13 protein-coding genes are annotated in these 17,330 nt (G+C 70.6%); 6 read left to right on the top strand and 7 right to left on the bottom strand.

Features of this window, described 5'->3' with window-relative positions; genetic code table 11:
• Window positions 1-10 precede the first annotated feature (10 nt).
• The 6 genes from WMF11_RS07630 to WMF11_RS07605 all read right to left on the bottom strand — a co-directional run bounded on the left by WMF11_RS07630 (window position 11) and on the right by WMF11_RS07605 (window position 9,195).
• Window positions 11-2,158, bottom strand: coding sequence for a TonB-dependent receptor plug domain-containing protein (locus tag WMF11_RS07630; RefSeq protein ID WP_437907766.1), 2,148 nt, complete (start codon window positions 2,156-2,158; stop codon window positions 11-13).
• Window positions 2,159-2,251: 93 nt separating this feature from the next.
• Window positions 2,252-5,101, bottom strand: coding sequence for a response regulator (locus WMF11_RS07625; protein WP_437907765.1), 2,850 nt, complete (start codon window positions 5,099-5,101; stop codon window positions 2,252-2,254).
• A gap of 5 nt (window positions 5,102-5,106) precedes the next feature.
• Window positions 5,107-5,673 carry a response regulator gene (locus WMF11_RS07620; protein WP_437907764.1) on the bottom strand — a complete coding sequence of 189 codons (567 nt, stop codon included), beginning with the start codon at window positions 5,671-5,673 and terminating at the stop codon, window positions 5,107-5,109.
• A 62-nt stretch (window positions 5,674-5,735) separates the two neighbouring features.
• Window positions 5,736-6,773: a hypothetical protein gene (locus WMF11_RS07615; RefSeq protein ID WP_437976970.1), complete on the bottom strand. Its 1,038-nt coding sequence runs from the start codon at window positions 6,771-6,773 to the stop codon at window positions 5,736-5,738.
• A complete protein-coding gene (locus tag WMF11_RS07610) occupies window positions 6,764-7,390 on the bottom strand; it encodes a hypothetical protein (protein WP_437550540.1) in 627 nt (208 codons plus the stop codon). Before WMF11_RS07610 ends, WMF11_RS07615 begins: the two co-directional genes overlap by 10 nt.
• A gap of 1,286 nt (window positions 7,391-8,676) precedes the next feature.
• Window positions 8,677-9,195 carry a hypothetical protein gene (locus WMF11_RS07605; RefSeq protein ID WP_437907762.1) on the bottom strand — a complete coding sequence of 173 codons (519 nt, stop codon included), beginning with the start codon at window positions 9,193-9,195 and terminating at the stop codon, window positions 8,677-8,679.
• Window positions 9,196-10,155: 960 nt separating this feature from the next.
• Here WMF11_RS07605 and WMF11_RS07600 point away from each other — a divergent pair.
• Genes WMF11_RS07600 through WMF11_RS07585 form a run of 4 tightly spaced genes read left to right on the top strand, consistent with a single transcriptional unit; the run spans window position 10,156 to window position 12,981 of the window.
• Window positions 10,156-10,428, top strand: a complete 273-nt coding sequence (locus tag WMF11_RS07600; protein ID WP_437976969.1) for a hypothetical protein — start codon at window positions 10,156-10,158, stop codon at window positions 10,426-10,428.
• Window positions 10,425-11,051 (top strand): RNA polymerase sigma factor, encoded by a 627-nt coding sequence (locus WMF11_RS07595; protein WP_437298401.1) that lies wholly within the window; start codon window positions 10,425-10,427, stop codon window positions 11,049-11,051. The genes WMF11_RS07600 and WMF11_RS07595 overlap by 4 nt, the downstream gene beginning before the upstream one ends.
• Window positions 11,044-11,952: a hypothetical protein gene (locus WMF11_RS07590; RefSeq protein ID WP_437976968.1), complete on the top strand. Its 909-nt coding sequence runs from the start codon at window positions 11,044-11,046 to the stop codon at window positions 11,950-11,952. The genes WMF11_RS07595 and WMF11_RS07590 overlap by 8 nt, the downstream gene beginning before the upstream one ends.
• Before the next feature lie 9 nt (window positions 11,953-11,961).
• Window positions 11,962-12,981, top strand: a complete 1,020-nt coding sequence (locus WMF11_RS07585) for a hypothetical protein (RefSeq protein ID WP_437976967.1) — start codon at window positions 11,962-11,964, stop codon at window positions 12,979-12,981.
• A 3-nt stretch (window positions 12,982-12,984) separates the two neighbouring features.
• Here WMF11_RS07585 and WMF11_RS07580 read toward each other — a convergent pair whose 3' ends face one another.
• A complete protein-coding gene (locus tag WMF11_RS07580) occupies window positions 12,985-13,839 on the bottom strand; it encodes a LamG domain-containing protein (RefSeq protein WP_437976966.1) in 855 nt (284 codons plus the stop codon).
• 348 nt (window positions 13,840-14,187) lie between these two features.
• Between WMF11_RS07580 and WMF11_RS07575 the strand changes: the two genes are divergently transcribed.
• Window positions 14,188-15,648: a DUF1592 domain-containing protein gene (locus tag WMF11_RS07575; RefSeq protein ID WP_437976965.1), complete on the top strand. Its 1,461-nt coding sequence runs from the start codon at window positions 14,188-14,190 to the stop codon at window positions 15,646-15,648.
• A gap of 52 nt (window positions 15,649-15,700) precedes the next feature.
• A complete protein-coding gene (locus tag WMF11_RS07570) occupies window positions 15,701-17,278 on the top strand; it encodes a DUF1552 domain-containing protein (protein WP_437976964.1) in 1,578 nt (525 codons plus the stop codon).
• Window positions 17,279-17,330: the final 52 nt, after the last annotated feature.

Here is a 17,330-nt window from a genome sequence, read left to right as displayed (position 1 = left end):
TGACCGCCGCTCAATAGCGGTGTCGTAGCTCGAAGAAGATCTCGCGCGGCGCGAGCGGGTACTCGAAGCCCGAGAAGCCGGGATCCGGGCCGAAGGTGCCGAGGATGTTCTTGGCGCGCACGGCCAGGGTCGTCTCGTGCCCCGGGATGATCCACAGGTTGCGCGCGACCAGGCTGGCGTTCCACCTGAGGTACGTGGGCAGCTCGAACGCGCCGCCGGCCTCCAGGGTGCTCGCCTCCGCGGACTGCCGGGGCCCGACGAGGATCCCTTGCGTCGAGAGCTCCAGCGGCACGGAGCTCGGCGACGGCAGCTTCACATAGGCGCCGGCGCGGGCGATCCAGCGCGGGTACGCGACCATCGACGAGCCGACCAGATCCGCCTGGTACCCCACCTGGCCGGAGTCCCGGGTGGAATGCACGGTCTCGAACGACCCGTAGCCCCCGAAGGCGTCGCCGTGCCGCAGCTCGGCGCGGGTCGCCCAGATCAAGGACTTCTGGCTGGCGATGTTCAGCGCCGTCTTGTTGATGCCCCGCGGAACGAACTCTGCCTTGTCGTTCAAGAGGCTGTACGACACCCCCGTGCTCGCCGAGGCCCAGACAGCAGGCCTCCACGTCAGCTCCGCGTCCACGGTGTGGATGAGCTGAGGCGACAGGCGCTCGTTCCCGATCACGTCGCCCGGCACGAGGGGCTCGGCGAAGAGCAGATACGGGGACGGCGCCTTGAAGGCGCTGCCGTATAGCAGCTTGGCCACGACCGTCTTTCCCAGGTGCGAGGTCGCCCCGAACCGACCGGTCAGCTGATTGCCATACTTGCTGTGGTGATCGTAGCGGAGCCCGCCCGTGACCTTCAGCCACGGATCGAGCACCTTGAGGTTGGCGCTAAGGAGCGCTCCGATGTCGACAAGCTCGGCCGATTGCTGCTCCCGCTCCGGGGAGCCGAAGGACTGCCCCGTTTCCTTGGTGACCCGGCGGAAGGACGGCAGGTCCTCCTTGTCGTAGACGGACTCCAGATTCAATATCAGGTTGAATCGGTCCCACGGCATCCACCGGGCCTCGACGCTCGCGTCCACGCCGCGATACGCCATGCGCCGCTCGATGTAGTACCAGCCGCCGGCGAGGTCGACGCGGTCGTCCGGCAGGACGCCGCCCTGGAAGTACATCCCTTGCACCGCGAACGCGAGCTCCCGGTTCAGCTGGTAAAGCCCGTCGATCGCCACGCGACGCTGCTGGAGGCTGATCACCGTGCCGACACGGTTCCCCTCGTCGTCCGTCCCGCCGGTGAGCTGGGCCCATTGCGCAAAATCCCCGCCGCGCCGGAGGCCTGACCAGTACGCGCTGAGCCTGAGGTGGTGCCCACGCTCGGGATGGCGATACCCGATGCGCGCCCCGACGACCCCCGACAAACGCTCGAGGTTCTGGGCGTCCAGGCGCCCCGCGTTGTAGGGCGGGATGCGTGGAAGCGGGGACTGGGTAGGCATCTCCAGGCCGCTTCGATCGTCGAGCTCCCCCGCGGCCGTCAGCATCATCTCGAAGCGGTCGGTGAACATGCCGCCCACGAGGTCGAAGCGGCCGCGCGGGTGGTCCCTCGTCACGCCGGCTTGCACCGTGCCGTCGACGAAGGGAATGTCCTCCGGATCGAGGGTGATGATGTTGACGACCCCGAGGAACGCATCGGCGCCATAGAGCGCCGACGCCGGACCGCGGACGATCTCGATCTGCTTGATGGCCGACAGCGGGATCAGCTCCGTGCCCAGCCAGTTGCCGCTGGTGGTCCGGAACGCCGCCGATCGACCGTTGATCATCACCTTGATCCCGCCGCTCTCGGCCCCCAGCCCGCCTGTCATCCCCTGCACGCCGGCGTTCGGCAGGATGTGGTCGTCGATGAGATAGAACCCGACGACGTGCTCCAGCACCTCGCCGACGCTCGTGTATCCCCAGCGCTGGATCTCTTCGGCGGTGATCGCCGTCATGATGGCGGGCGCGTCGTCGAGGGTCTCCAGCGTCTTGGTGGCGGTGGACACCTCGACGTCGAGCAGCCTCAAGAGGTCGACGTCCTCGAGCGCGTCGTTCCGGCGCTCACCCCCCACCGCCTTCGGCGCTCCCGGCGCCGTCGCGGTCGTCGGCTGGGCCCATGCGAGACCGGGGATCGAAGCGATCACCAGCGCAACCATCCACCGGGTTTCGAGTGAGGCAAGCATCATGCGGGTTCAGTGGGCTCCAGACATTCGTCCATCGTCGATTCGGCGCGATCGTCACGTCGCCTTGGCTGTCGCAGCGAGCTCCTCCTTCAGGGCAGCGCTCACGGAGTCGAACTCGTCACGTAGCCGCGTGATATCGCCCGCCTGCGGCAGCTCGCCTTGACCTGCGGCGAGCTGCATCTTCTCCGCCAGCTCCGCGACGCGCGCCGCGCCGATCGAGAGCATGCTGCCCTTCAGCTTGTGAGCGTTCGCCTTGATCTCTGCAGCCACGGCGCTCCGGATGACCGCCTCCAGGCCATCGAGCTGCGCCGGCACGTTCTTGAGGACGAGCTCGATCAGCTTCCGCGAGCGCGGGACCTCCGGGTCGAGCACCGGCGCGCGCGCCGCCTCCAGCTCGGGGGCGGAGGGAGACCGCGACGACGGGGGCTCGTCCCGGCTCAGGACCACGTGCCGCCACAGGGTCTTCTGCAGAGATTGAGGGCGTACCGGCTTGGCCAGATAATCGTCCATCCCCGCCGCGAGCACCCGGTCCCGCTCGCCGACGAGCGCGTGCGCCGTCAGCGCGATGATCACCGTGTGTCGATTCCTCGAGCGCTCCCAGGCGCGGATCTCCTGGGTGGCGGTGTACCCGTCCATCACGGGCATCTGGCAATCCATGAGCACGGCGACGTACCGCTTTCGCTTGACGCACTCGAGCGCCTCCTGGCCGTTGCACGCGGTCTCCACGCGCAGACCCAGCTGCTCGACCTGCTCCATCGCCACGTAGCGGTTGATCTCGTTGTCATCGACGACCAGCACGGGGAGCTTGCTCGCGATCTTACCCGGCTCCGCGCCGGGCTTGCTAGGCGGCGGGGTCGAGGCGCCCGTGAGCGCGCTCTGCAGCGTGTTGTACAGCTCGGAGACGCGGAGCGGCTTGGGGAGCTGCGTGACCATGCTGGAGTCCATCCCGCTCAACGTCACGCTCGATCCCATGTGATAGAGCGCCACCACGGGCAACGTCTGCAGCGCCGGGACCGACTGGATCGTCCTGAGGAACTCCTCGAGGCCGAGGTCGTCCATCTGGACACCGACGACGGCGGCGCTGAACGGCCGCTTCTCCAGCACCGCGAGCTCGAGCCGGTTGATCGCGTCCCTGCCGGAGGTCGCGGACTCGGCGTCGAAGCCCCACGCCACCAGGTGCTCCACCACGACGTCGCGCCAGCTCCTGCTGATCTCCACCACGAGCGCGCGGCGCCCGCTCGCCCACTCGGCGGAGCGGATCTGCTCGCCGCCGGCCGTGACGCCGACCCGGATCGTGAACCAGAACCGGCTGCCCTGCCCCGGCGTGCTGTCGAGGCCGACCTCGCCGCCCATGACCTCGACGAGGCGCTTGCTGATCGCGAGCCCGAGGCCCGTGCCGCCGTGCTTGCGGACCAGCGAGCCGTCCACCTGCGAGAAGGCCGCGAAGAGCTTCTTCTGGTCGTCGGGCGCGATGCCGGGGCCGGTGTCCACCACGGCGAGCTTGATGAGCGCCGTGGCCTTGTCCTGCTGAGAGATCGAGGCGTCGATCAGCACCTCTCCGCGCTCGGTGAACTTGATCGCGTTGCCGACCAGGTTGGTGAGCACCTGGCGGAACCGGTCGGGATCGCCCACGATGCCCGTGGGGACGCGGCGCTCGACGCGGTACACGAGCTCGAGGCCCTTCTCGTGCGCCTGGCTCGCCATCAGCTCCGCGACCTCCTGGATGACGAGGCGCAGATCGTAGGAGACGTGCTGCGCCACGTACTTGCCGGCCTCGAGCTTCGAGAAGTCGAGCACGTCGTTGATGATCGACATCAACGTGTTGGCGGAGGCGTCGACGGTCTCCACGTAACGCCGCATCTTGCCGTCGAGCGACTGGTTCTGCATGAGCCGGATGACCCCGAGGATCCCGTTCATCGGCGTCCGGATCTCGTGGCTCATGTTGGCGAGGAACTCGCTCTTCATCCGCGACGCCTCGAGCGCCTGCTCGGTCTTCACGCGCAGCTCCTCGAACGCCTGCTCGTTCGCCTCGACCATGCTGTTGAAGGCCGATCCGAGCAGCTCGAGCTCGTCGCCGCTCGTGATCTGCACGCGCTCCCACTTCTTCCGATCCACGATGGGCGATTCGGTCGGCGGTGCGCTCGATCGGAGCCCGGTGGCGATGGCCCCCGCCGCCGTGCGCAGCGCGAGCAGCGGCTCGGTGATGTGGACGGCGACCCGCTTGACGAGGAAATAGCTGGCCGCCCCGCTGCCGAGGATCAGCGCCACGATCAGGCCGAGCGTGGTCACGAGCCGGTTCGCGGCGAGGTCCCGGGCCTGGACCATGCGCTCGGCGACGCTCCTCGTGCTGACGCCGTAGATCACGCTCCCGGCGTGGGCCCCCTCCGAGATGACCGGGGCCGCGACCTCGAGGACGTCCTCTCCGCCCAGGGGGTTCTGCCGCCGCCGCAGCACGAGCCGGGACTGGTGCGCGGTGCTGATCCCGAGCGACTCCAGGTCCGCCGCTGTGTAGTTCGGCGCCGCCGGGCCGGGCGCGTCCTTCGAGGCGGGCGCCCGGGCCAGGCCGCTCGCCGCCCAGACCCGGTTCTCCGCGTCGAAGAACACCCCGTAGGCGATGTCGTTGTTCTCCGAGACGGTCTGGTGAATGAGCGCCTTGACATCCCCGAAGAGGTTGTCAGCCACCAGGCTGCGCAAGGCCAGCGCCTGGTTGAAGCCGAGCAGGCGCGCCTTCTCTTCCAGGCCGCTCAGGAGCTCCTGCTCACGCTTGGCCTGGACCGCGCGATCCGTCGAATAGATGAGCGCGCCGCTCGCGAGCAGCGTGGTGCCCCCGAGCAGCAGCAGCGCGCCCAGGATCAGGCGAAGCAGCTTGATGCGGAGCGAGCCGTGGGTGTTCGGGGTTGCCATGCACTCTACTTTGGACGCCTCATCGAGGGCGGCGGGTTAGAGGAGGACGACGCCGCAGAAGACCCCGCAGACGAAGGCGGCGGCGGGCTGGTCTTCCCGGCGCGCGCGGCCACCGCGCGCTCGACCGCCGGCGCCAGCGCCACGTGCAGCTTCGCCTTCGAGACGATGCCGTCGGCGCCGACCTTCTCGCCGATCGCGCTCAGCTTGTCGATATCACAGCTGGAGACGAGGACGATACCCAGGTTCGAGAGCTGCGCGTTGTCCCGGAGCAGCTTCGCCAGCTTGTCGCCGTTGATGGTCGGCATGTTGATGTCGAGCGCGACCACGGAGATCTTGTCTCGCTTGATGACCGCCGTCGCGCCGATGGGCGTGGCGAGCTCGACCACATCGAAGCCGGCCCTGACCAGGACGGCGCGCATCGCCTCGCGAGCGATCTCGTCGTCATCGATCACGAGCACCCGGATCATGACGGCGCGCTCCAGGGGCGGCAGCACCGCGCGCGACGCTCTCCACGCGACGAGCAGATGGCGGGCGAGCCCGGGATCTCGATGGTTCGAGCTGGCCCGTCGCATCGTGACCATGTGCCCGGTTGGAAAGGTAATCGCACGGCGCCTCCATTCCCCCCGATACGCGCTCACCTACCGATGAGAAAGTCAACCTGGCCGAACTCACTGGAATTCAGCCCGAAGCGCCGTGCGAGCCTCACGTCGACCAGGCGTTTCACCGAGATGGGCAGGCGGACGCCCGACGACCGGAGCTTCCAGTCGGCGTCCGCGAGCTCGTAAAGCACATCCGCCGCTTGCACCGCGAGCGCCTGGGTGTCGGGGATGGCAGCGAACGTCCCGAACTCCGCGTGCTCGTTCACGAGCGAACGGACGGCCACGACCACCGGCGCGCCGAGCCGGTCCACGTAGGGCAGCCAGACGTTGGTCAAGAACCTCGGGCTCAGGAGGCCATTGTCGTTCGGCAGCCAGATCGCGTCGACCTTCGCCCGCTGGAGGTTCACCAGCGCGGCGCGGAGGTCCTGCACCCGTGGCTTGTTCGAGAGCTCTTCCTTGACGAAGGTCAGCTTCTCGACGTGCATGAGCGATTCTTGTCGCGCGATGTGATCCGCGAAGCCCTGGCGGTAGACGACGCCGACCCGATGAGCGTCGAGGCCCAGCGTGCGCAGGCCCACCATGGCCGTGACCGCCGGCACCTCGTAGGAGATGGCGACCGAGTTGGGGACGGTGCGCTGGAGCTCCTCGGCGAAGGACGCCATCAGGATCAGCGCGACCGGCGGGGTCGGGACGGTGCGCGCCCACTCGCGATACAGGAGCACGGTCGAGTTGTTGACAAGCACCACCGCCTGCGGGCGATCGCGGGCGACGATCTGCGCCACGAGATCGGGGCTCGACGCCTCGCCGCGCAGCAGCGAGATGATGACGCGGTGTTCCCCGGACAGCTCGACGCGGAGCGATTTCAGCATGTCGTCGAGCTGCGGATCCGAGGGGGCGATGACGGAGATGACCGGCCTCGCGTCCGGAGGCGGCGGCGTGAGCGTCGGCGCCGGGTCGCTGGCCACGGGCGTGGCTGGGCCCGACGAGCAGCTCAGGGACAGCACGAGCCCCGCGAGGGCGGAGGCCCGCAGCAGCGAGCGCCGAGAGAGGGGACGCGTCGACCTTACTTCCATTCGTCAACCCCCAGATCGGCCAGCACGTGTTTCGGAAGCCTCCGGATCGCGCCCTCCAGCGTCTGGCGCTCGCCCAGGAACGTGACCGCCACCAGCCCGACCTTCGCCGTCGAGAGGCTGAGGATCGTGAACGTCATCTTGCTCCTCGACTCGAAGTCAGAACGAAATCGCTCGGGGAGGAGGACCGCATCAGCCGTCTGGAACTGGAGCAGCTGCAAAAGATCTTCGATCTTCGTGACGCGCTGGACCTCAGGCGCGGTGCTCACACCCAGCAGCCCGGCCACGAACTTAGGGAGCGATTTCCGTTCGACCAGATCGACGATCCCGTATCTGAGACCGGAGAGCATCTCCTTGGTCAACGCCCTCGTCGAGACCAGGAGGTACTGCTCCGCGTCGCTCCCCGCCTTCATGCCCTGGATGTCGGCGGTCCGATTGAGCGAAGCCAGGACCGGCTTTGGCGAGAGGGCCGCGTCGGGCGGCGTCGACTCGAGCGCGGCTTTGAAATCGCTCAACTTTCCGAACACGGTGACATCGACGCCGGGCATCGACTCCTCGATCTTCTGCTCGAGGGCCCGAGCGCGGAGCGGTGTCACCGCATACACATAGAGCGTGGCCACGGGCCCAGCCGTGATAGGCGGGCTGAGCAGCAGAAGACAGCACCCGATGAGCAGAGCCGCCGCGAGCAGGGCCGCCGGCGCGCGCGTCGATCGGAGCCCCCGGCGAAGCGGAACTCCGGTCCTGTCGGGCCAAGCGCGCTCGGCGAGGGTCCTGAGGAGTGAGCGAAATCCCCCGTGCCGAACCGGAGGAGCCGCGCGGTTATTTCGTGGCACCCACGATGATGCCCAGCGGGTTGCGATTCGCGCCCGACACGCGAGGTGCCCCACGGCCCGCTCGACCGCTGACCGCCGTGCCCCCGTGGAGCGCCTGCAGCTCGTTTCCACCAGGCTCATGCCCTCCCGGTCATCATGGGTAGGGAGCGTAGCCGATGGTTAACCCTCTTTGTCAAGCGCCCCCGCGGAGGCGCCCCCGCGGTCCCACGGAGCTTGGCGAAATGGGGACGCCGGAGAGGGTGACGACACCCGACGGCCGCTCCCCCAGCAGCCGGCCAGCACGACCACGCCGGCGCTGCCGAGCACGCCAAACACGAAGGCGAGCGCTTGACATGCTCCTCACGCACCTCGGTCTCAGGGCTCGATCTCGAGTCCCAGGAGCGGCATGCCCCCCGCACAGCGTAAGCAAGAGATGGCGCCTCCGAGAGACCAGCAGATGGCGTCCCGGATTCGCGCGACACATCCTGCCTTGTCGACCTACATGGTGAGCGATGGTGCATCGTGATACTCGGTAATTTTACCTTGTCATGCACAACAGCGGATCCATGGGTGCGCGTTCGCTCCCTGCCACCGAGCTCGAAAGCTCGCGCATCGCGCTCGATCTACGTACCGCCTGCTTACCGCTGGCGCTCTATCGCTGGCGCTCTACTTGGTGGCGCTCTGCCGCTGGCGCTCTCCTGCTGTCGCTTGCCGCTGCCGCAGGACGATCGTGGCGCCCAGCTCTCCGGTGCGGCGTCCCGCCAACAATCGCCCCGACAATGGGATTGTAGTCCATCGGGTCGCCACACAGCAACCCTCGCGAACCGCGAACGCAGGGTCGGGGTATCGCGGCTCACGGCGGGTGGCGCGCCACAGAGGCGCTGGCGCCGACCGCCGCGCAGTCGTGAGGCAGGGCCCCCTTGCGACCCGGCGTATTTGCGAGGAACTCTCTTGACCTGGGGAACGAAGGTTCCACTCGAAGGGCGCTCAGCCAGCGGACGGGCACACCGCTGCCCGCCGCTGCCCGGAGCGCCGGGCGAGCGGAGCGGCTCGCCCGGCGAGGCGGCGCGCCGCGCTCCGGCGCGCCGTTCGTCTCAGTACCACTCGCTGCCGAGGCCCAGCGTGAAGGTGAATGTCGTCCCCTCTGGCAGGAACACCGGGTGGAGATCCGCGCTGATGGCGAAGCCGCTCCGGCGCGCGCCGCTCCCGGCGAGGCCGCCGAGGATCAGCGCGCCCCGCGCGTGAGCGCCAGGGTACCAGGCCGCCGTGCTCTCACAGCCGGCGCTCGGGAGCGGGATGCCGCCCTCCGGGACCTCCGCGCCGCAAGTCGCGACGGCCACGTAATCCATGGACGGTCCCGCGCCGAGATCGAGGAAGTGGAACAGCGTGAAGCCCGCGAGCACCGAATTGTAGTCGATGAACCCCGCCTCGAATCCAGCGCTGTTCTCGGTGCTCTCGGGGGTGAGCGTCACCATCGGTGTGTTCTGGTAGTATATCCCGAAATAGTGGTTGACCTGGACACCGAGCCGGCCCGAGAGCGCGAAGACGGCCCCCGCGCCCGTGGGTGACTCGATGATCCCGCCGCCGAGCGTCGTACCGAAACGAAAGCGCATCCCGTCCTTCTCGTCGTCCTCGGGCTCCTTCGGTTGCTCCTCGGGAGCGGGCGGAACCGGCGCGGGCGGCTCCGGAGCGGGCGTGGCCGCGGCCGGCGCGGACCGCGGCGCGGGCGGCGGTGCAGGCGCTGGCGCGGACCGCGGCGCGGGCGCGGGCGGCGGTGCAGGCGCTGGCGCGGACCGCGGCGCGGGCGCAGGCCGCGGCGCAGGCGGCACCGGCGTGGGAGATGGCGGCGGGAACGGCATGGGAGCGGGCGCAGGCGCAGGCGCGGGCTGCACCGGAATCGGCGCTGGCGCGGGTGCGGGCGCAGGTGCGGGCTGCACCGGTGTCGGCGCGGGCGCCGGCTGCACGGGTGTCGGCGCGGGCGCCGGCTGCACGGGTGTCGGCGCGGGCGCCGGCTGCACGGGTGTCGGCGCGGGCGCCGGCTGCGCCGGTGTCGGCGCGGGCGCCGGCTGCACGGGTGTCGGCGCGGGTGCCGGCTGCACGGGTGTCGGCGCGGGCGCGGGCGCAGGCTGCACCGGTGTCGGCGCAGGAGATGGCGGGGGTGCTGGCTGCGCGGAGGCAGACGGGAGCGGCTCTGGAGGAGGAGGCGGCGGGAGGGGAGCGTCGCCCTGGGTCAAGGCCGTCGCCGAGACCGCCAGTGGAACGGTGAGCGCCGCGAGCGCGGCAAGCCAGCGAGGGGGTGTCATCCGGTCTTCCTCGATGCGCTCCTCGCGGCCGTCAAGCGCGCGGAGGTGCGCGCTGTCGGTCGCGGTGCGCCGCAGCGGATGATCCGCCCGCGAGCCGTAAAGCGCCAGCCCATCGACGACCGCCCGATGAACGTCGCCCCCCGTCCCTCCACTTTTCTTCACGGAACGCGGCGGCTCCGGTCACCAGCCCCTCGATCCATGCGCCGAGCTCGCCAAGCCCTCCGCTGCGGTATCAGCCCCCTGCTCGGGATCCGCTTCTCCGTGGCATGTGTGGAGGAAACGCTCCCCCCAGACGCGACCGGGGGCGGCGGCACTGGAAATATCCAGGAGACGAGCGACGATCGGTCGCTCGAAGCGCAGGCGGCGACCATGCGAGAAGCGGTTCCACTACTCGAATCGGACCCCGACGTCTTCCGGCGCGCCTGGTTCTCCGGAAGGACCGACGCGATCCCCGACGTGAACCTGCTCGGCGCGAGCGCCGAGCTCACCGCGCTCGGCGAGCTCACCGTCTCGCTGCCCTGCGAGGAGGAGCGCAGCCCGTGACGGCCCGCGCGGCGGTCGCTCCCTCGACGCCTCCGCCCGCCGGCGCGGTGGCCGCCGTCCCCGCCGCCGGCGTGCAGGCCGCGCCGCTCGACTTCGCCGAGGTGTACGAGGAGATGTTCCCCTTCGTCTGGCGGACCGTGCGCCGGCTCGGCGTGGACGCCTCGGCGCACGAGGACGTGTGCCAGGAGGTGTTCGTCGTCGTGCACCGGCGGCTCCCGGAGTTCCTGGGCCGCTCATCGCTGAAGACGTGGGTCTTCGGGATCGTCGTGAACGTCGTGCAGACGCACCGGAGATCGCTGCGCCGCAAGAGCCCCGCCCACCGCGGGACAGGAGAGACCGTGGATCCCGAGCTGCTCGCGGGGCCGAGCAACCTCAGCCCCTACGAGGCCATGACGAGGGCCGAGGCCGCGCGCGTCGCGCACGAGCTGCTCTCGTCGCTCGACGAGGAGAAGCGCGTGGTGCTCCTCCTCGCCGAGCTGGAAGAGATGCCGGCGGCGGAGATCGCGCGGGGCATCGGGGTGAACGTCAACACCGTGTATGCGCGGCTGAGGGCCGCTCGACAGGCGTTTTCCGACGCGGTGCACCGCCACCACGCCAGGATCCGAGGAGGCCGCAATGGATGAGCTGGGGACCGGGGAGCGAGCGCTCCTGAACGCCCTTCGTGACGAGGACGAGCCGACCGACGACGACAGACGTCGCACGCGCGCGGCCGTGTGGGCGAGGCTCGGCCTCGCAGGGACGGCGGCCACGGCCACGGCCGTGGCCGTGAGCGCCGAGAGCGCCGGAGCCGCGGGCTCCGCGAGCGCCGGCGCGGCCGCGCACGCGGTCGGCCCCGCCGCCGCGAGCATGGCCGCGGGCGCGAGCACCGCGGTCGCGAAAGGCGCGGCCATCACGCTGCTCGGCGCCCCGATGAAGATCGGGCTGGCGGCGCTGGTCGTCAGCCTCGCGACGGGGGCCGCGCTCTACTTCCCGACACCGGGCGAGGCGCCCGGTGCGCAACGCGCGCAGGAGGCGGCGGAGAGCGCGGCCGAGGCGCCCCGAGCGGCGCGCGCCGCCGCGCCCTCCAGCGCCCCGAGCGACGGGACGCCTGCGTCCGCCGAGGCGAGCGCCTCCAGCAAGGCCGACGCTCCCGAGGCGTCCGGCGCGCCCGCCGAGCCGAGCGCCGCGCCCCCGGCGGCGGCCGCGGCGCGCGCGACGGCGTCGCGCGCGCCCCGGGCGGCGGCCGCCGCGAGGCAGGGCTCCGAGGGGCTCGACGCGGAGATCGCGCTGCTCCGCGACGCGCAGCAGGCGCTGCAGGCGGGCCAGTTCGCGCAGGCGCTCTCGAAGCTCGACGAGCACGCCAGCCGGTACCCGCGGGGCGTGCTGTCGACCGAGCGCGAGGCGTCGCGCGCGATCGCGCTCTGCCGCTCCGGCCGCGCGCCGTCCGGCAGGGCGATCGCGGCGAGGCTGCTCGCGAAGAGCCCGGGCTCGCCGCTCGCGACGCGCGTGCGCGCCGCGTGCGGACAGGAGGAACAGGAGGAGTAGAGTGCGCGGGTGCACGTCTCGAGGTGGGCGCATGCGCCGTCGATCGTTCCGGCGCTGATCGCCGCGGCAGGGCTCCTGCCCGCGCGCGCGCTCGCGGCGCCCGCCGCGCCGCGCACCATCGATCTCCGCTGGGAAGCGCCGGCGGGGTGCCCGCCGGTCGACGAGGTCCGGAGCGAGATCGCCCGGCTGCTGGGGACGTCGGAGCAGCGCCAGCCGATCGAGGTCGAGATCGCGATCGCTCGCGAGCGCCACGAGCGCTACCGGCTCGACCTGCGCATCCGCGCGCCGGCGCCGGGCGAGCGGGTGATCCGTGGCGACGACTGCGCGTCCATGTCGCGGGCAGCGGCGCTGATCGTCGCGATGTCGATCGATCCCGACGCGGTCGCGCGGAGCGCCGCCGCGCAGCCCGCGCCGCCCCAGGCGATCGCCGCCCCCGCCGCCAGCGCGCCGCGCCCGCCGCCTCCCGCGCCGCGCCGCCCACCTCCCGCGGCGGCGCGGCCGTCCGCCGCGAACGAGCGCGACGTGGAGGGAGCGCTCTGGGTGAGCGCGCAGATCGAGCAGGCGCTCGTCCCGACGATCGGCGTCGGGCTCGCCGCGGGCGGCGGGATCCGCAGCGGCTGGTTCCGCGTGGACGGCGCGGCCGGCGTGGTGCCGTCGAGCTCGAGCCACATCGCGGGGCAGGCTGCAGGCGCCGAGTTCCGGCTCTGGTTCCTCGAGGTCGACGCGTGCGCGCTCCCGCTCGAGCGCCCCATCCGCGTCTACGCCTGCGCGCTCGGCCGCCAGCACTGGCTCCGCTCCAGGGGGCGGGACGTCGACGAGCCCTTCACCCTCACGACGCCGATCTTCGCGGCCGGGCTCGGGACGCTGCTCGAATGGCGCATCGCCGCTCCCGTGAGCGTCGAGGGCGCGCTGCACGCCGTCGTCCCGCTGAGGCGGCCGCGCTTCGTCGTCGAGAACCTCGACGGCACCGTCTACCGCCCCCCGGCCGTGGGCCTCAGCGCGCGCCTCGGTCTCGCTCTCACCTTCTGAGCCTCAGGGCAACTCCGGGCCGGCGCGCCACGCGGCCTCGATCGCGCAGCCGGCCAGCGCCCCGCGGTAGAGGCGCAGCTCGTCGTAACGCCCTCCGAAATACGGATCCTGATCGAACTGGGACCGCCCGAGCCAGTTGTTCGCGTCCTTTATCGCCGAGAGCGGAAAGCCGACCGGCGTGCTGCCGAGCAGCGCACCGTCGAGGTAGAGCGAAAGGGTCCCCGCCGCGCCGTCGAAGACCGCGGCGAGCTGATGGATCTCGGCGTCATCGAGCGTGGGCGCGGTGGTGACCTGCACCTGACCCGCGGCGCCGCTGTCGCTCGCGAACGCGGCGATGCCCGGCGGGTCGAAGCCCGTCGAGGGGGTGATGACGAGGTAGGACCGCCCCACGCTCGAGTCGCCTTCGACGGGATTCTCCCCTGTGCTGCCGACGCCGAAGTCGACGACGCGCAGGTACGCCCCTCCGCCGTTGCGGGCGACCCAGACCATGACGGTGACGTCGCGGAGCCCCGAGAGGAGACCCGCGGGCAGATCGACGTAGTCGTCCTCTCCGTCGAGGGTGAGCCCCCCTCCGCCGTCGAGGCTCGCGCCGCCGAAGATCTCGCCGTCGGCGCCGCCGACCGTATCGGCGACGACCGTCCCCACCCCGTCGAACGTGTACCGATGAGCCAGCGACGGCAGCGCATCGCAGGGGGCCGCGCCGCTGCCGCCTTCCCCGCCGCCGCCCGCCTCGCCGCCGCTTCCCCCCTGCCCGCCGCTTCCCGCCTCACCGCCGCTCAGCGCCCCACCACCACGCCCCCCTTCCCCGCTGCCACGACCACCTTCCCCGCCGCCGCCCACAACCGACGTCGGAGTCATACGGCCCACCGCAATATCCATATCTGCCCCACATCCGGACAGGCCGAGGAGCAGCACCATCATCGTAGTCTTCCGCGCGCACGACACAGGCTGATCGTAGCGCGGGTGTGCGGTCGATTCGATCACGAAAGGCGCGCGCTCCGGCGACGAGGGGGAGAGTGCTGATTCCACACGCGGGAGCCGACCATGATGTGCCGACTTGACCGAGTGTTCGCGAGTCCCTGGCTCGTCGCCGGGGGATGTCTCTTGAGCGTCTCGTGCACTGGCATCCTCGGAGGTGATGACGCTCCGGGGCAGGAACCGGGAGACGACGCCGCCGTCGCGCCAGGCGGGATGCCTTTGCACCACATGACAGCATCGGAGTACAACAACACCGTCGCCCACCTCCTGGGCACGCGCCTGCGGCCGGCGGACGGGTTCCCGGCCTCCGGCGCGAAGGGCTTCGACGCGAACGCCAGCGCGCTCTCGAGCCTCTCGCAGGTCCTCGTCCAGGGGTATTACGACGCCGCCAAGACCCTGGCGGCCGACGCGTTCTCGAACGAGGCGCAGCGCGCCCAGATCCTCGTGTGCGACCCGGCGGAGGGCGCGGGCGCGGACGACGCGTGCGCGCGCGAGATCATCGAGCGCTTCGGGCTGCGCGCCTTCCGGCGCCCGCTCGAGGCGGCGGAGGTCGACCGGTACGCGGCGCAGTACGACGACGCGGTCACCACCCTCGAGATGTCCCCCGTCGAGGCGGTGCAGCACGTCGTCCGGAGCCTGCTGACGTCGCCGAATTTCTTCCTGCGGATCGAGGTCGGCCCTGACTCGAAGCGATCGCCGGGCGCCCTCGGCGGCCATGAGATCGCGTCGCGCCTCTCGTACCTCCTCTGGAGCTCGCTCCCGGACGAGGAGCTCTTCGACGCCGCAGAGGGCGATGCGCTGGCCACCGAGGACGAGCTCCGGGAGCAGGTGGACCGCATGCTGGCCGACCCGAAGAGCGCCGCGTTCTTCCAGAACTTCTTCGGGCAGTGGCTCGGGACCCGCACGCTCCCGAGCCACAGCGTCGACACAGCGATGTTCCCGGGCTGGAACGACGAGATGAAGGGCGCGATGATCGACCAGGCCAACGCCTATTTCACCGGCTTCACGACCGGCGAGCGGCCGTGGTCCGAGTTCCTCACGGCGCCCCACCCGGAGAGCCCGCTGCTCGCGCCGCTCTACGCGAACGACCCCGAGGCCGAGCGCGCCGGGTTCCTCACGCTCCCCGCGTTCCTCACGCTGTCTTCCCGCGCCGATCGGACCTCCCCCACGTCCCGCGCGAAGACGATCCTGGCGCAGCTCTACTGCGCCGAGCTGGCCCCTCCCGCCGGCGTGGATATCCCGGAGCTCGAGGCCGCGGGAGGCGACACGGGCGCCGTCGACAACGTCCGCGAGAAGCTCGAGAAGCACCGCGAGTCGCCCGACTGCGCGGGCTGCCACGATGTCCTCGATCCCATCGGGCTGAGCCTCGAGAACTTCGACGCGATAGGCGCCTACCGGACCGCGTACCCGAACGGCGACGCCGTCGACGCGACTGGCGAGTACGGGGGCGCGAAGTTCCAGGACATCTCGGGCCTCATCCCGGAGCTCCAGAAGGACCCCCAGCTGGGGATCTGCCCCTCCGAGCAGCTCTTCACCTATGCGTTGCGCCGGCGCCCGAGCGGCGGCGACAGGGGCGCGCTCGAGGCGATCGCCGCGCGCTGGGAGAAGGGGACGATCGCGGATCTGGTGAAGCAGGTGGTGACCAGCGAGTCGTTCCGCCTCCGCGCGGCGAAGGTCGGGGCGAAGTGAAGCCGCAGGCGTTGTTTCCTCACGGAACCAGGGACGAAGGAGCGATGCGCACATGAAACGCGGAATGACACGCAGGAACCTGTTGCGCGGCGCGGGCGTCTGCCTGGCGCTGCCGTTTCTCGAGAGCCTCGCGCCGCGCACCGCGCGCGGCGGGGAGCCCGGCACGCCGAAGCGCTTCTTGCTCTGCACCTTCCCGAACGGGGCGCCCCACCACTGGTGGGAGACGGCGCCCGCGTTCGGCAAGACGCTGAGGGGCGCCGATTTCAAGCTGCCGAGGGTGCTCGAGCACTTCGCGCCGGTGAAGTCGAAGATGCTCATGATAAGCCGCCTCGGCAACCACACGTGGAGCAAGCAGCAGAACGCGTTCCTCGAGCCGTCCCACTCGCGCTGCATGGCCGCGCTGTCGACCTGCGTGGACGCCGATGAGCTCGGGAGGGCCGCCGGGCAGGACCTCGGCGAGTGGGTGGGCAACGGCGTCTCGGTCGACCAGCTCATCGTGCAGAAGGCAGGCCCGGAGCAGGCGACCCGCATCCCGTCGCTGCAGACGGGGCTCGGGGTGAAGCCCGGCTTCTTCGACGGGCGCAGCTACGCCTACAATCAGGCCGTCTCCTGGAAGAGCCCGAGCGAGCCGCTGAAGCGCTCGGTCAACCCGAAGGCGGTGTTCGACGCGCTCATCAACGCGGGCGCCGCGAGCGCGCCCTCCGTGCCAGGGCAGACCGACGAGCAGGCCAGGATCGAGGCGGAGCGCCGCGCCGCGACCGAGAAGAGCGTCATCGACGCGGTGCTCGCGGACGCGAACTCGCTCATGGGCCGGGTCGGCTCGGACGATCGCAAGATCGTCCAGCAGTACCTGGACGCCCTGCGAGAGACCGAGAAGAACGTGACCCGCGTCCAGTCGACGATGCCCCCGTCGAGCCTGGGCTGCAGCCCGATCGGCCAGCCCGGCGTGGTCCCCGAGCCGCCGGGGCAGCAGGAGGGGCTCAACGAGAACGACAGCACGGAAGCCGGCGAGTACAAACACGAGGATCACGCGAACGTCATGATCGATCTCATCGTCATGGCCATTCAATGCGACGTGACGCGCGTGATCACCCACATGCTCGACGACGCGCGCTCCGAGTTCGAGTACCGGTGCATCCCGGCCGACGTCCGCGCGAAGGTGGGACTCGAGTACAGGGAGGGCAGCAGCCTCCATTATCACTCCTGCCAGCACGGCCCCGGCAACCTGGGCGCCACGGACGAGGGCGGGCGCTACGCGGTCGTCGAGGAGAGCAACCTCGATTTCGCGGCGATCAACTGCTGGCTCGGCCAGAAGACAGCGCAGCTCGCGCAGCGGCTCGACGCGATCCCCGAGGGGGATGGAACCGTGCTCGATCACTCGGTGATGGTCTACATGAGCGAGATGCGTACGCACGACCACGACGCGTACGATCTGCCCATCGTCCTCCTGGGCGGCGACGGCGTCTTCCTGAACGACGCGCACGTCGCGTATGGCCCCCTCGGCCAGGATCGCCAGCTCCGCGATCTGTGGTTCACCATCATGAACCAGTACTACAACCTCGGCGTCGCGTCGTTCGGCGAGGATCGCCGCGGCGTGCCGAACGCGCTCCTCGAGGAGATCCTGCGGTAGCTCTGCGGTTCACGGTCTCGATGGATGGGCTCACACCGGAGGTCGAAACGCG

Origin of the sequence: Sorangium sp. So ce295 (assembly GCF_051527405.1) — a bacterium.
GTDB classification, from domain to species: Bacteria; Myxococcota_A; Polyangia; order Polyangiales; family Polyangiaceae; genus Sorangium; species Sorangium cellulosum_B.
Note: the sequence above shows the minus strand (reverse complement) of the source record. Positions and strands in the feature narration are given on the sequence as shown.